This window comes from Mucilaginibacter sp. Mucisp86 (genome assembly GCF_047324315.1).
GTDB lineage: Bacteria > Bacteroidota > Bacteroidia > Sphingobacteriales > Sphingobacteriaceae > Mucilaginibacter.
The window spans coordinates 3,620,424-3,635,778 of record NZ_CP168503.1 but is presented as its reverse complement, the minus strand read 5'-3'; the positions used below and the strand labels follow the sequence as shown (position 1 = coordinate 3,635,778).

At 43.1% G+C, this 15,355-nt stretch carries 8 protein-coding genes; 1 reads left to right on the top strand and 7 read right to left on the bottom strand.

From position 1 onward, the window contains the following. From ACEN9X_RS15400 to ACEN9X_RS15380, 5 genes are all read right to left on the bottom strand, one after another. The gene (locus ACEN9X_RS15400) at positions 1–1,365 is read right to left on the bottom strand and encodes a hypothetical protein (protein WP_413665986.1); all 1,365 of its coding nucleotides are present in this window, start codon (positions 1,363–1,365) and stop codon (positions 1–3) included. Positions 1,366–1,386: 21 nt separating this feature from the next. Beyond that, positions 1,387–1,818 carry an LptE family protein gene (locus ACEN9X_RS15395; protein WP_413665985.1) on the bottom strand — a complete coding sequence of 144 codons (432 nt, stop codon included), beginning with the start codon at positions 1,816–1,818 and terminating at the stop codon, positions 1,387–1,389. 98 nt (positions 1,819–1,916) lie between these two features. Beyond that, positions 1,917–3,176, bottom strand: a complete 1,260-nt coding sequence (locus ACEN9X_RS15390) for a sigma-54 interaction domain-containing protein (RefSeq protein WP_413665984.1) — start codon at positions 3,174–3,176, stop codon at positions 1,917–1,919. 105 nt (positions 3,177–3,281) lie between these two features. Then, positions 3,282–4,745, bottom strand: a complete 1,464-nt coding sequence (gene miaB / locus ACEN9X_RS15385; RefSeq protein ID WP_413665983.1) for a tRNA (N6-isopentenyl adenosine(37)-C2)-methylthiotransferase MiaB — start codon at positions 4,743–4,745, stop codon at positions 3,282–3,284. Positions 4,746–4,897: 152 nt separating this feature from the next. Then, positions 4,898–5,749: a hypothetical protein gene (locus ACEN9X_RS15380; protein WP_413665982.1), complete on the bottom strand. Its 852-nt coding sequence runs from the start codon at positions 5,747–5,749 to the stop codon at positions 4,898–4,900. Between the two features lie 242 nt (positions 5,750–5,991). Here ACEN9X_RS15380 and ACEN9X_RS15375 point away from each other — a divergent pair, with 242 nt between their 5' ends. Continuing rightward, complete coding sequence (locus tag ACEN9X_RS15375; RefSeq protein WP_413665981.1) at positions 5,992–7,794, top strand: hypothetical protein; 1,803 nt, start codon at positions 5,992–5,994, stop codon at positions 7,792–7,794. Between the two features lie 170 nt (positions 7,795–7,964). Here ACEN9X_RS15375 and ACEN9X_RS15370 read toward each other — a convergent pair whose 3' ends face one another. Next, entirely contained in the window at positions 7,965–8,138 is a 174-nt protein-coding gene (locus ACEN9X_RS15370) for a DUF2683 family protein (RefSeq protein ID WP_413665980.1), read from the bottom strand. 185 nt (positions 8,139–8,323) lie between these two features. Continuing rightward, positions 8,324–15,334 carry a cell surface protein SprA gene (sprA, locus tag ACEN9X_RS15365; RefSeq protein ID WP_413665979.1) on the bottom strand — a complete coding sequence of 2,337 codons (7,011 nt, stop codon included), beginning with the start codon at positions 15,332–15,334 and terminating at the stop codon, positions 8,324–8,326. Positions 15,335–15,355 lie beyond the last annotated feature (21 nt).

Here is a 15,355-nt window from a genome sequence, read left to right as displayed (position 1 = left end):
TTAATTAGTTTTCTTTTCTAACTGCTCAATTTGGCTCGCAAAGTAACGGCTTTTTTCCGGGAATTTCAAGATCAATTTTTTGTAAGTTGCAATAGCTTTGTGATATAACATCTGATCGATGTAAATCTGCGCTAAAGTTTCGCTTACCAAGTCATTTCTGTCTTCCGAACTTTTCTTTGCTTTATTTTCATTATCGAGCTTATCAATAGATGGCGGCCTGATCTGTGGTTCTTCCCTGATAAACTTATCAATAATGAGGTCTTCCTTTCTTTTTATCTCCGGTACATCGGGCTGAGGTGTTTTCTCCAACTCCTCAAGAGATTGCGAATGGAAGATATTTTCATAATACTGATGCTGTAAAGCATCGGCAGTTTGGTTATCAGCAGTATCAGGCGCAACTTGCGGAGCTACTGTTTCAATATTATAGGGCTGATAAGTTGATGCATATTCTTTACGGGTTTTATCCAGCCACCACATAAAGGTATAAGGCATTTTCTCGTCGTTGTACTTCGATAATACCTCGTGCTGCTCGGCAATCTCACTTTTTGCCTGTAGTAAATCAGGTTCCTGCAGGGCATTTTTATCTTCAGTTCGTGTATCCGCAACAGAATTATCAAACAAAAAATAATCGGTTGAAGCAATGTTACTGATAATCCATTTTTCAGTTACATCGTCTTTTACGTCCTCAGCTTCGTTAACACTAACCGAAGATGGGGTAACCTCATGGTTTTCAGGAAGCGTATCAATATCAGCAACATGCTCATTAGCATCAGCCTTACTTATACTTATATTTTCAATGCCAACAATTTCATCATAAACCTCATCCTCAATATCATGGGTAGATGTCACTGCTTCCGTGGTAGGCTCTGTAGTTGATGGTTCATGATCAATAACCCCGGCTATCAGTTCTGCATCTGTAGTTTCAGGCTTATAGTCATCGGTAGCGATAAAATCAAAGCTGTCTTTTTCCTGATCCGCGCCAATAGTTAAACCTTCCGGAACAGGCGGCAAAGTATCGTGAACCTCATCAACTGCAGGGCCTATATTGAAATAGTTTTCGGGAGCCGGAGTATTGTTTACAACTGCAGGGTCAAGCAGGTTGATTAACTGCGATGCATTTACCTGACCTAAGCCCTCCGGTTCGTGAATTAGCTTGTGTAATAAAACAGGTTTGTAATAAACGGCTGCCTTTTGCACATCTTTAGCTGAACCTGCATGGGCAAGCAAAGCACGCAAAATACCGCTCTGCGGATAGGCATCAACCAACTGCTGCAGGTTATAACCATAAAACGAACCTGTCTCGGCCGGATTGGCCAACAGCTCATCTAATATTTCGTACTGCCTGCTATTCAAATATTGATCCACGTGGTTGAAAATACAAATTGCCTACCAATTAGAAAAGGCCTTGTTAAAAATATCGTCTATTAACTGCTTATTAATTTGCTGTATCAGGTTCTGTTCCTGCGAAGAAATATCCCCCCGGTAATCAGCAAACTTAGTAAAACTTTCTTCAAAGCTTAGTTTTTTATCTGCCGGAGTTTTCGCGGCATCAAATGAAAATTTAACCCGAACGGTAATAGTAAGCCTGTTAGCATCAGCAATTGGGGCCACATTATTTGAAGTGGCTTGAATAGATGCCGGAGCAATAGAATAACCGGTAATAGCGCCCGACATGGTTGCATCGGCTTCGCCGCGGACTAAGCTTAGGCTGGTTTGTGTACGGACCCTGTCTTTTAACGCTTCGGTGAAGGTTTGGCTCAGGTTATTAACCACCAGCGCAGCATTGTTTTCAAAGAACTGAACATTGAGGGTCTTCAAAGTGGGCGGGATTGATTGATTTTTGAGAGTGTAACATGATGGACACATAAGCACCAGCACACACACTGAAATAATTCCCAAAAGTTTTTTCATCAATTTTATAAGTTTAGTTCTTTTATTTTCCTGTATAACGTACGCTCAGAAATCCCTAATTCATTTGCAGCAAGCTTGCGTTTGCCTTTATGCTTCTTTAAAGCCTTACGGATCAGGTCCGATTCCTTTTCAATCAGCGAAAGTGATTCCTCAACCTCTTCAGCATCATGCGTTATATTAAAACCATCGATAGTGCTGTTGTTATTACCGCTGCTGTTTGTAACGGTATTAACGGGTTGTTGCAAGGTAAATTGTGAGTCGTTGTTACCATGCAGTTCAATATCGCGATAAAGCTGGTTTAAAGTTTGCGGATTGTTGGCATAATGCGGTGAAACACCACCATGCTCAATAATATCGGCTACGAGCTTTTTCAACTCAACCATATCACGCTTCATATCAAACAATACTTTATACAGGATATCACGCTCCGAAAAATCTTCTTTAGGCTGATTTTCGAGGCGCATAGGCAGGTTACGGGCACCAGCCTCATGCGGTATATAGGTAAGCAGTGTTTGAGCAGTAATGATCCTGTCGCGCTCAAGTACGGCCAGCTGTTCGGCCATGTTTTTCAACTGCCTTACGTTACCCGGCCACGAATAATTTGTCAATACCTGCTGGGCGTCATCATCCAGTTGAATAGGTGGCGTACGGTATTTATCGGTAAAATCGGCCGTAAATTTGCGGAACAGCAGAAATACATCTTCCTTCCTGTCGCGCAATGGCGGGATCTTTAAGGGCACCGTATTTAAACGGTAGTAAAGGTCTTCACGAAATTTCCCGTTCTTCACCGCGTCATATACATCAACGTTAGTGGCAGCTATAACGCGTACGTTCGTCTTTTCTACTTTAGATGAACCTACTTTAATATACTGCCCTGATTCAAGCACCCGCAGCAAACGCGCCTGGGTACCCAGCGGCATTTCAGCAATTTCGTCTAAAAATATAGTACCACCATTTACGGTCTCAAAATAACCTTTTCGTTCGCCAACTGCACCTGTATAGGCACCTTTTTCGTGACCGAAAAGCTCCGAATCGATAGTACCTTCAGGTATGGCACCACAGTTTACCGCGATGAAAGGCCCATGTTTACGCGGACTCATCTGGTGTATGATGTGCGAAAAAACCTCCTTACCACTACCGCTCTCACCGGTAATTAATACCGAGATATCAGTAGGTGCAACCTGGTTTGCTATAGTTATAGCCCGGTTAAGCAATGGCGAATTGCCAATGATCCCGAAGCGTTGTTTTATTTCCTGTACTTCCATGCCCCCCGGCCCCCTAAAGGGGGAGTTATTGTAAATGTTTATAATTCTTGTTTATCATATCCCCTTTGTATGCTACACCCCGATCCATCAGGATGTAACTCCCCTTTAGGGGGTTTGGGGGATAACTTTGCCGATTAGAGTAGCCGTTGTGCTGCGCTCGATAAGTACGTTAACGTATTCTCCTGGTTTGTAGCCTTCGCCAACCGGAAAAATCACCATCGCGTTTTGATCGCTGCGGCCGCAATAGTCTTTGTCTGATTTTTTAGAGAAACCTTCTATCAGTACGCGCTCTACCCTGCCAATACGGGCCTGCATCCTGTAAAAAGAATACTCCTGTTGTTTGGCAACTATTTCGGTTAAGCGCTTCTGCTTTACCTCTTCCGGGATATCGTCGGCATAACGTTTTGCAGCTAAAGTTCCTGGCCTTTCACTGTACTTAAACATGTAGGCAAAGTCATACTTCACATAATCCATCATGCTTACGGTTTCCTTGTGCTCCTCATCTGTTTCGCTGCAAAAACCAGTAATTACATCGGTGGAAATTGCACAATCCGGAATGATGCGGCGGATAGCGTCGATCCTGTTGATATACCATTCACGATCATATGTACGGTTCATCAGATCAAGAATACGACTGTTGCCCGATTGTACCGGCAGGTGGATATAATTACAGATGTTATCGTATTTATTGATAGCATAAAGCACCTCATCGGTAATATCCTTTGGATGCGAGGTTGAAAACCTAACCCGCAGATCAGGGCTGATCAAGGCTACCATCTCCAACAAGTTGGCGAAATTAGTTTCAGCTTCTGATACTGAACTTATGGCATCCGACTCAGAACCTTCAGCTTTCGACTTCCACTTATATGAATCCACATTTTGGCCTAACAAAGTTACCTCGCGGTAACCTTTATCAAACAAGTCCTGGCATTCGGCTACAATTGATTGCGGATCACGGCTGCGTTCGCGCCCCCTGGTAAATGGCACCACACAAAACGAGCACATGTTATCGCACCCACGCATAATTGATACAAATGCGTTAATGCCGTTACTGTTTAAACGTACCGGACTTATATCGGCATAAGTTTCCTCGCGCGATAACAATACGTTAACCGCTTTTTGACCATCGTCAACCTGATCAATCAGGTTTGGCAAATCGCGGTACGCATCCGGGCCAACAACAACGTCTACTAATTTTTCTTCTTCCAGGAATTTTGATTTCAGACGTTCGGCCATGCAGCCCAACACACCTACCACCAAACCCGGATTTTTCACTTTAGCAACGGTGAACTCCTTTAAACGGTTACGCACACGTTGCTCAGCGTTTTCACGGATAGAACACGTATTGATGAAAATAACATCGGCAATGCTATAATCGGGCGTAGTTTCAAAACCACGTTCGGCCAAAATAGAAGCCACAATCTCACTATCAGAAAAGTTCATGGCACAGCCATAACTTTCAATATAAAGCTTACGGCCATTATTTTTAGCTGTTTCGGCTTTTAACATTAGCGCCTCACCCTGCCTGCTCTCATCATGTGTTTTATCCGGAATAAGCAAATCCATCATTTATATAAAAAATTAGTTTGCAAAAATAAACAAAATTTAAATACCCAAATGACATATTGTCAGTATTAAATAAAAACATGCTCTACTTAACAAAAAACGGGCAATACAGTTGTATTACCCGTCCATTAAATCCGGTCTCAGTTTTAAGTTTATTACAAAGCCACAGTACTGGTGTTGTTGATTTGCCATATAGCCGCGCCCGGCGTCGGGAAGCTAACACCTTTGGTATTGCCTTTAACGCCGTTATCCTGGCCAAAGTAATACAGCGGGTGCCCTTTGTACACCAACTGTGTTTGCCCGAACACGGTGATCACATCAAAATCGCCCTTGTTTAAAACAGATGGAACACTTTGAACTGTTGTTACCCCATCAATTGGCCAGTTGGCGTCATGAGCAGCCACGCCGGTGCTAAACTTATTTGTTTTAGAGGCGTCTTTAGTAAACAGGTACAAGGTGCGCCCGTTGGCATCTGTAATGTACTGTGAGTTTTCAGTACCGGCTATTCCTTTGCTGGTATACTGGTTACCGTCGTGCCCTATCAGCTGTGCGTAAGAAACCATTACCGTATAATCGGCTTTTGCTATAAACCATGATTTGCCAACGCCATCGCCGTTAACATCGGTAGCAGCAACATCTTTTGCATAGTAATATAAGGGCCAGCCTTTATAAGTGGTTTGCTTGTTGCCGTCGGCATTGGTGATAACACCAAAATCAGTTGCAGATAAGCCGGTGCCTATGGATGGATTTTCTTTATAAAAGGCAGGCCAAATCACAGCACATCCTCCTGTACAGGTTGAAACATTAGCTGCATCATCAGAGAAAAAGTAAAGCGCGCGACCGTTATTATCTGTTATGATACTGCCAAAGGTTGCGTTTGAGGTAAGCTGTACGCCGGTAACAGCTTTAGGTGTGTTTGGATTGTTATCGTGATTTTTTTTGCACGATACCGTTAATAAAGTAAACACAATTGCGCCCGTCAGGGCTAAGTACATTTTTGTTTTCATCGGGAGTCTGAATTAGATGTTAATAATGGTTATGTACAGATATAACGCCATCATTTTCCCCGGGGTTGCTTTGCAGTTAAGGAAAACCTTTATTTAAGTTAAACATCAACATATAAACCTGTCGATGATGAATCAAGTATGAGTTTTAACAAAAAATAACATACACCGCCACCGCACTATAACAAAAGTTACTAACTTGCTGTTAAAGCATTAAAACACAAGTAAAAAGTAACCACCGGTAAATGGCACTAAATTTTTTAAAGCACAAGTGGCAAAAAAGGACATTTAAATTTGTGCTGATACCGGTTATAGCAATATTACTACTGGCTGTAGTTGTAAACAGGTATTGGTCGCCCATATTGGCCGGTAAGGTAAAAGATGTAGTATTAAGCAGCAGTGACAGCCTTTATACAGCCGATTTTTCGGATGCGGAACTACATGTTCTGCAGGGGAAGATCATTATTTACAATATCACCCTTAAGCCCGATACAACTGTTTACAATCAGAAGAAGCGATTGCACCTGGCGCCAAACACACTTGTTGAGCTTAAGGTAAAACGATTGGTGCTTAACCACGTACATCCTTTTAGCCTTTACTTTCGAAAAAAGCTAAACATCGGTCAGATTATCTTGAATGAACCACAGTTGAGCGTTAGCTACCAGTTAAACCATACTAAAGATACTGTTGTTAAAGACCATCGAACTGCCTGGCAGCGTATTTCAAAAAGCCTGGAGTCGATCCATATCGGCGCCATTTTACTGAATGACGTCAATCTGAAATATGAAGATTACTCTGGCAATAAAGTAGCTATTTCCAAACTTAAAGAGCTAAACCTAAGTGCTACCGACCTGCTGATAGATTCGGCCACACAATACGATAAATCGCGCCTGCTTTATTGTAAGGACATCATTACCGAATTGAATAACTACACAGGGGAAACTCCAAGCGGCTTGTACACTTACAAGATCAGGCATCTTAAACTTTCCACACTTACCTCCCGACTAAATATAGAAGGACTTGCTATGCAACCCGCAAAATCAGACGTATTTTTTGGCAAAAGCCAGAAAGACCGCCTGGGCTTCCTCGCAGATTCGGTGCAGCTCAACAATTTTGACTATCTAAATTATCATAAATACCGTACGGTTTCTACCTCAAGCTTAACGCTGGCCGGAGGCAAGATAACCGCTTTCACCAACCCGGGTAAAAAGCCGGATTCACTGACTGATAAGGTTAAAACCTTTCCTAACATGATGATCAGGAAATTAAATCTTGATTTAAGGATAGATACCGTGAAACTCAGGCATGTGGATGTGATCTATAACGAGTTTAATAAAAAATCGCAAAAAACGGGTACAGTAGCCTTTTATAACACCAGCGGACGCATTTATAATATTACAAACAACCCATCGGCCATAGCCAGAAACAACATTACCACTGTTGACCTGACCACCTATTTCATGAACCGTGGCCGGCTCGATGTGCAAATGAAATTTAATTTAAGTGATGACGATGCGGCCTTCAGCTATAAAGGCACATTAGGCCCCATGGAATTTGGAAGGCTAAATCCGGCTACCATGCCTTTGGCCATGGTAAAGATGACATCGGGCAGTGTTAAAAAATTCAGCTTTGATATCCAGGCCAACAGCAAAGTGTTTAAGGGTAAGATTGATTTTTTATATAACGATTTAAAGGTAGTGCTGCTAAAGCCCGATACCGCTAATGACCGTTTTAAAAGAAAATCAATCATGTCGATATTCGCCAACCTGTTTGTGATCAGGCGCAGTAACCCGGATGATAAGGGAAAGCTAACTTCGGCATTGGTAATCTATAAACGCCCAAAAGATTCGCCGTTTTTTAAAACAATCTGGAAAACCCTGCTTACTGGTATAAAGCCTTGTATCGGCCTCGATGAAGAAAAACAAAAAGCTACGAAAGACCGTATTGACGAACATCTGAAAAACAAAGAGGAGCGTTTAAAGAATAAAGCAGAACGCCAGAAAAGGAAAGCGGAACGAAAGAAATTGATGGACCAGGGAAAGTTTTGATTTGAAAATTTTCTGATTTGAAGATTTGAAAATGATGCCCCTTTTGAGGCGTTTCAGAGCCTCTTGAGCGACATATTATAAACATTTACCGGCCCCAGTGGGGCCACGTGTTTATAGCCATAAAAAAATACATCTTTGGCTCCGTAGGTGCCTCCCATTGAAGTTTTGAATTAACGGGAAACCTTAATAAGAACATCTCTAAATCCGGTATACGGAGTTAACTTTCCTTCATCGGCTTGCTTTAAAGATTCTTTAACACCTTTAACCACATGATTGGGGTAAACTTCACTTTTTTGTTCAAAAGAGATTTTCATCGCTTTCATAACTGCCTCTAAAGTTCCCATCTGTTACTTATTTTCAGGGTAAACAATTAATGAATCCATATGAACAAATATACTAATTTAATTATGGGAAAGATTTAAGCTTGGTACGACATACTATCAACCAAGGGTAGTCCTATTAGAGGAACTCTGATGAGACGAAGTATTTCATCTTCAAATTTTCAAATCAACTCATTTTCAAATCAATCCTATTGCAACAACAACTTCAAATTAATGCCAAAGTTGGTGAACGACGTATTAAATGTCTGTGAAGTGTATGGCTTGGTAAGATTGGAATCGTAAAACAAATTCAGGTTAAAGCGCTGGTTAATCACATAATCAATAGACGGCCTTACAGTAATGTTCTGCGCACCTGATGAGATCTCGGCCGATTCAACATCTGCACGGTAAATGAGTGTTTTATTATCTCGAAGCGAAAAATCGAGTTTGAAATTTACATCCTTATGCTGGAGGCCTTCAAACCAGCCAAACGGGAAATGAAAATCTTTGGTGTGGTAACCAAAGCCCAAAACGATGATCTTTTCGTTTTGCTGCGCCAGCTGGCTGTTAAGCATACTTAAGCTTAACGAACGGCTTTGTCGAAACTCGGCATTGGCGGTCATGCTGTTCTTGAAACGCATGCTTGCACCCAGCAATGGCACAAACTGTTCAAAAATAGTAACCTGCGAAAACTGGTACAGCGGCAGGAAGTCGTTGTTTAAATCACGGGCTGACGATGCTCCATGAGCTTCCTGGTATTGCAGCAATGATGTAAATCCACTTACGTTATACGACGATCGGTAACCGTGGCTCAGATCGAACGAATCAAAAATATCCTGGAACCAGGAGATCTTGCTTAGCCCGTTATACGTCACCTGCCAGTTAGGAATAGGGATTTTAGGGAATTGCGACAAGTTACTGCCCGACGCATTTTTACCTCCATAAGCAGCCAAAAACGCGGGCACCAATACGTTTTGTGAATTTGGCCCGTAGCCATCTGCATACCCATCGGTAACACCGCTTGAGTTTGGATTGGTACGACCTAATCTTTGAGATATTACTGTGCGGGCATCTAAAAACTTCTGGAAAGTACTGGACACGTTGTTAATCCCTTTTGCCGATTCAAAGGCGGTACCAATGGTCAGGAATGACACACTATAGTTACCCGAAGTAATCGGGCTTAAGGTTTCAATACTATTGCTTGATGCCAGGTATTTAAAGTTTGCCTGGTAATTATGGTCCTGGGTTTTAAAAGCGGTAAGTTCGATACGCAGATCTTTAAAAGGTTCAATGATACCTCTGAAATGCATATCCTCATTTAGCGATGTGGTATATAACTGATTTTGCAGGGTATCTTTGGTGATCCAGCCATTGGCGACTGCTTTAGCCCTGATATCTGTTTGGCTGCCTAATAAAAAACCTAAACCGGGAGCGCTGCCATCGGCACCAAAAAAACCCGACTGCGGCAAATAACCAGGTAAAAATGTACCCTGCGTTCGGGTATAGGTAGCACTCAGGTTTTTAATGCTGGTTAGCAGCCCAATCAGGATATTATTCTTTTTATTGGGATTATTGGCCTTGCGGATAAAAGGGAACTTATTGTACAGCGAAACCATGTTCAAGGTTGGGTTAAGCTGGATAGCCCTTGAGTTTTGAATGCTGTTACCCACGTCATAATTGGTGCTGTTGATGGCAAACAGCGGCTGTGTTTGCCAGTTAAAGTGGGTGCTGTAACGCGCCACTGCCGATACCCAATCCAACCCCGGAATTTTGTTGATAGGTACCGTATAATTAAAATTGATGGTATGGTTATAATTAGTAGTACGGCCCAATTTTTTCAGGTTATCCCAAAGCGTATCGCGCTTCAGGCCATTGATACGACCGGCAGGCTCATCCACAACCGAAAGGTTGGTAGCGTCGATATCCATTTGCAATGATTTCGACAGGTTCCAGCCTATACCATAAACACGGGTTATATTGAAATACTTGTTGAATGTAGTTGTAGGGATGGGGATATAATTATTAGGATCATTATCACGCAGGGTATTCTCGGAATAGAAACGATCGAAATTAATACTGAAATTTAACCTTGACGGTAGCAGGCTAAAGTTCAGGTCCCGGAACAGGGCCAGCATATTGCTTTTAATGATCTTGGCAAAAGGGCTATAGTATTTGGGTTGATTGGTATAGTTATAAGCCAGTGTAAGGTTGTATGTTTTCTCTACATCATTCTGCGTCACAAAATCATGGTGATTGTATTCGGTGTAAGCATAGCTGGCATTAAAATTTTCGATATCCCAAATATGATTTATGGCACTTTGGTTAGTCCTTGCTTTATGCACATTAGTGAAATTGATGCTTTTTCGGGTAGTAATGTCAATGGCGGCATTCCTGATAGAGTCGCGTTCTTTGGTACTTGTAGCAGCAGCAAGCGATGCCTTTAGCTCAACATCGGGCGCGCCGGGGTCATATTGCGGCATACTCCTTTGCGACGATAAATTGATATAAGCGGGAATATGAATACCGCTTTTATCCGGGAAAAACTTACCCAACTCAACATTGGCCGATACATCATAGGTTTGGTCATCGCTCTGACTCCTGTCGTTCAACCGCGAATCAAGGGTACCGAAACCAATGGTTGTTTTACTGCCCGATACGGTTATATCGGCAAAGTCGGCAAGCTTGGCATCCATCCTCGCAGTGGCGGCCCATCCGCCACGCTGATCAAAATCGGTAAGGCGCAGCTCATCAAACCAAACGGTACCTGATTTATCCAGCCCATCATCCGGTATGGCATTTGTACCTTTATAAGGGTTGCGCACGCCAAGCATGATGGTGCGCAGTTTACTTAAGTCGGGCTGGCCTTTGATATAAACCACCTTATCCCCTTCGGTGTATTTAAACAACTGATTGTATGCTACGTTGGAATGGTTACGTGCCAACTTCGCACGTACAAGCAAATCAAGCTCAAGATCCATCTGGTTAACATCTGGCCAGATAGATGCCGGGTCGCTGGTACCGGGCTGGGTTATTTTTAAAGGCAATTCGTACTCATAATAGTTATCCTGGTAATCAACGCCCAGACGGATAAAAGCATTCAGGTCATTATCTTTCAAATAATCACCTTCGGCATGAATAAACATTTGCATGCGCTTGTACTTACGCAAATCATTGTAAAAAGTACGGAAAGCAGCCCTTGAATACCCATCACGCAGGCTTTTCACATTTAACGACAGCGATTGCTCGTTAAGCTTGGTATTGGTTTGCAGGTTATTGTAATTACGCTGACGGTTAATACCCGGTGGTACTACATAGGGTATAGGTGTACGGTTACCATTTTCCTCAATATTTACGGCCTGCACATCAATGGTCGAATTATCTATCGGCGGATTTGAGATAGCCGGATCTGCAATTACATTCAGCGGATTTTTTTCGGTATTGAAAGCTCTCCACTCGCCACGTACCAGCTCCAACGTAGCAAAGCGAAGCACCGCGGTATCGGCAAAGTTGGTCATGAACATCCTCATAAAACGGATGGCCTTAAAATCCTGGATATTGCCCACCTTCGACTGATAATCGGTAATAGGGATCCGGAACTGGTACCAGTTAACCGCCTGCGTTGTACCATTGGGTAATTTCACCTGGGCGGTAACTTTATCGCTGATATAATTTTGCCCAACAACCATATCGGCAGGGCGCATAGATACCTTGTACTGGAAGTATGAATCTTCCTGGCTCATGTTGTTATCCCGGTTAATATCCTCACCATCAGGCAGGGAAGTAGAGGCCGAGTTTTGCAAACCAAGCTCCGCTTGTGATTGCTGAGCTGTTTTAGAGTTACCATCGGTGCCGTTGTACTTGCTATAACGGTCAAGGATACCGGCACGGGCCTGGTCAAGCGCCGGGCCCTGGTAATATTGGTAATCGTCCGATGATGGGTCGGCTGCATAAGCGGTTGCTGCCTGCGCGTTCAGTTGTCCTTTGATCTGCTGAACAACGGGCGCAAATTTGGTTTGCTCATCCTGGTCGTTCATGCCGTCCAAACCAACGTCCTGCAGTTTACGCGCATCAGGGTTATTATCAAAAGCGTTGATAACCGGCTGCAATTTGGATACCCTGCCCCAGTTGGTTTCATCAACCTTGGTCATATCGCCATCAACAGGCAAGCTGTTCTCCAAACTTTTACGGCCGTCCTTTAATATATCCTCTGAGATAGAGCCTAAGTTAAAGTAAAGGTCGCCGCCAGCCGAGTTTGGCTTGTAGATAAACGGATCGAGCACCCAAAACTCAATGTATGATACGTTTAATGATTCAAAGTCGTTAGTTTCCAGTTTCCTGAACATACCGCCCCAGCGTGTTTTAGGATTTTGCAAGGTACCATCGGGATTAATGCCGGTGGTAGCATAATTGTAAGGCCCGCGGATGGTTGGATAAAAAGCCATGTTCAGGGTAGCCAGGCTAAGCGGCTGCCCGGTAGCCGATTGCTTATAAGGGAAAACTTCCTGCTCAATTACCTGCCTTACATAATGGTTGGAAAGCTCACTTCTTGATATCGGGATAGAACCGGTGTTGGTATAAAATATAGGGTCGATATTGTAAAATGCCAGTCGTGCACGGTTATAGCCATAACTCAGGTTATCAAACAAAGCCGATTCGCCAAACAACTGCGGGGTACCAGAAATTTGCCAGCTGTTTGCTCCTTTAATATCTATTACCGATTGGCTGTTTTCAAAATCATCAAGATAGGATGTACCGTTTTTTGAGCCGGCAAAATTCAGTGCACCTGGACTGCCAGGCATCAGTTTGGCAAACTCGCCATAAAAATTAATAGACGATGGTACCTTGGTATGAATACCCGGAATCTTGTCAACCAATCGTGTTAAGAACCTCGAGTTTGAACTATAATTGGCGTCAAAGCCCCAAATGGTGTTTGAAATAGATTCTTCGCCGGCAATTTCATTTTGTGTGATAGGCTGCTCGGTAAGGTGCATCAAGGTAGCACCCAATTGAAGTTTATCGCTGGCATGATAATCGAGCCTTGTGCCGTATAACGATTTTTGCTGCACGCCAAACAGCTCATTGTTCTCGAGTTTAACGGTTATAGGCTGGCCCGAAGACAACAAAGCCTGGTTCAGAATCCTGATTCGTCCTGCATTATAATCAACCGTATAATCATTCCCCTCCTGCAGTTTTACAGTACCGGCAGTTACAACTACCGATCCCTGCGGAATATTAACCGCGTTTAACTGGTATTCAGAACCTCCAGTTGAGGTATAGGTTCCTTTAATCACATACCTGTTTAAAGCCGGAAAATATTGCTGCGCGATGGTTTTGGTTGAATCATACAATGGCTGATAAACATATCGTTTAATCAGGTCAGTCTCGCCCGCAGTAAATTTGGCTGCCAGGTCTGAGCCAAAAGGCTCCACCACCGGGAACGAAATTCGCCCGTTTTGTGAATCGATGGTAATCCCCTCCAAAAAGTCAAAGTAGCCATCGGGCTTTTTGTCGCTTTGCTGGTTGAGGTTATCAAGCCCTGCTACCTGAAGCCATAGCTTACCTTTTAGATTTTGCCCTTCTTCCATTACCGTTTTTTCAATCCCCGTTTTATCGTCGAGGCGGGTAACTGTCAGTTTAAAATCGGTAGGTGCTATCTGGAATGCACCGAGGGAATAGATGTTTTTCATCATCAGATCCCAGGTTGGCAGATTGGTTTTCAGCAGCTCGCCTTTAAGCAATTTTACAAACAGCACATTGGGTGTATTAGGGTTAACCGCTACATCACTGCTAAACTCTCCCACTTGGTATTGTACACCGTTAACGGTATACTGGTAAGCAACCGCCAGTACCTCATCATTATTTAAGGGATAATTTAGGGAGATATAACCTAATTGCGGATGCAGGGTATATTCTTTATCAGTAAGCTTGCGGGCATAGGTAAGTTTTGAATAGTTATCTGTACTACCAGATCCCTGGAAAAAGCTGGCAACATCATTGGAATTGGTGAGCCTCGCGTTTTGCGGCAAAACTGTTAACAGGTTGTTTGATTGCTGTGCAAAACCGGGCCCTTTAAAGCCGGCCGGCAGCGCACTGCCGCCACCAACAATCCTGGTTTTATTATAAGGATTATTTTCACCAAGGTCGATAAACGCCAAGATATCCCGCGAATCGGTAGTTACGTTGGTACGGTTAGTTGTCCAAACCTCAATTTTGGTAATGTTAACGTTTGAGCTGATAATGGGGATATTGGCCAGTGCCCTGTTATAATTATTCCTGAAATACTGCGACAGGAAGAAGTGCTTGTTGGCCTCATAATCAGCAGGTGTTAAACGAAACTCACCCTGCTGCGAACCATTGGTGATGGTTATCGTTTTTGACTGTGAGCGCTGCTGCGAAAAGATACTGGTAACATCCAGCCGCCCGAATTTCAGTTTGGTTTTAACACCAAAAAGCGCCTGGCTGCCGGTGATCAACGTAGTATTAAGCGGCATACTCACTGTACCCGCTTCTATTTTTTGGATGATCTCATCCTTCGACCCTGTATAATCCAACTTGATCTGGTTTTCAAACTGGAACTGCGCATCGGTATTATAGTTAGTGGTGATCTTTAATTTATCGCCTATATTACCGGTTACGTTCAACTGGATGCGCTGATCAAAATTAAAGTTGAACTGACTGCGCTGCCGGGTATTAAAAAGCGGATTTTGGTTTTTATTTACCTGCCCGGCCATGATCATTTCTGCCGATCCCTGCGGGCGGATATCGATAACCGAGCTGCCAAAGATTTGCTCAAACGTATGGCTCCTCACCTTTATAGGCGGAATAAAGCCCGGCTGCTGCGAATCATAGGCATAATTATCTGCCAGCTGCTGAAAATACCCCCGTTGGGTTGATCTCTCTTTAAGTTTTAAATACTGCTCGAAAGTGAGGTATTGCGGCGGGCGGTAAAGTAAATTACCTACCCTTTCGTATAAAATATACCGGTTTGTAGCCGGGTCATATTCAATAGTACGCACCAGGCCCGCCGGGTCGGCATTGAAAATACCTTCCCTCATCCGCTGGCTTCGTGGCGCGGTTAGGTTTATTGGTGCATTTGATTTGGTTGTATCATTTTTAGCCGCAGGCGAGGGTTTTTGTTGTGCATACACATTACCCAGCCCCCCGAATATCACAATGAACAACACACTTATAAGTGTCTTATAAGTAAATACTTTGGTCAAAAGTTAGTAGATATTTATCCG

Excerpts from the sequence above, each read along its gene's own strand:
- ACEN9X_RS15390 (WP_413665984.1), bottom strand. The coding sequence starts at position 3,176 with ATGGAAGTACAGGAAATAAAACAACGCTTCGGGATCATTGGCAATTCG.
- miaB (WP_413665983.1), bottom strand. The coding sequence starts at position 4,745 with ATGATGGATTTGCTTATTCCGGATAAAACACATGATGAGAGCAGGCAG.
- ACEN9X_RS15380 (WP_413665982.1), bottom strand. The coding sequence starts at position 5,749 with ATGAAAACAAAAATGTACTTAGCCCTGACGGGCGCAATTGTGTTTACT.
- ACEN9X_RS15375 (WP_413665981.1), top strand. The coding sequence starts at position 5,992 with ATGGCACTAAATTTTTTAAAGCACAAGTGGCAAAAAAGGACATTTAAA.
- ACEN9X_RS15370 (WP_413665980.1), bottom strand. The coding sequence starts at position 8,138 with ATGGGAACTTTAGAGGCAGTTATGAAAGCGATGAAAATCTCTTTTGAA.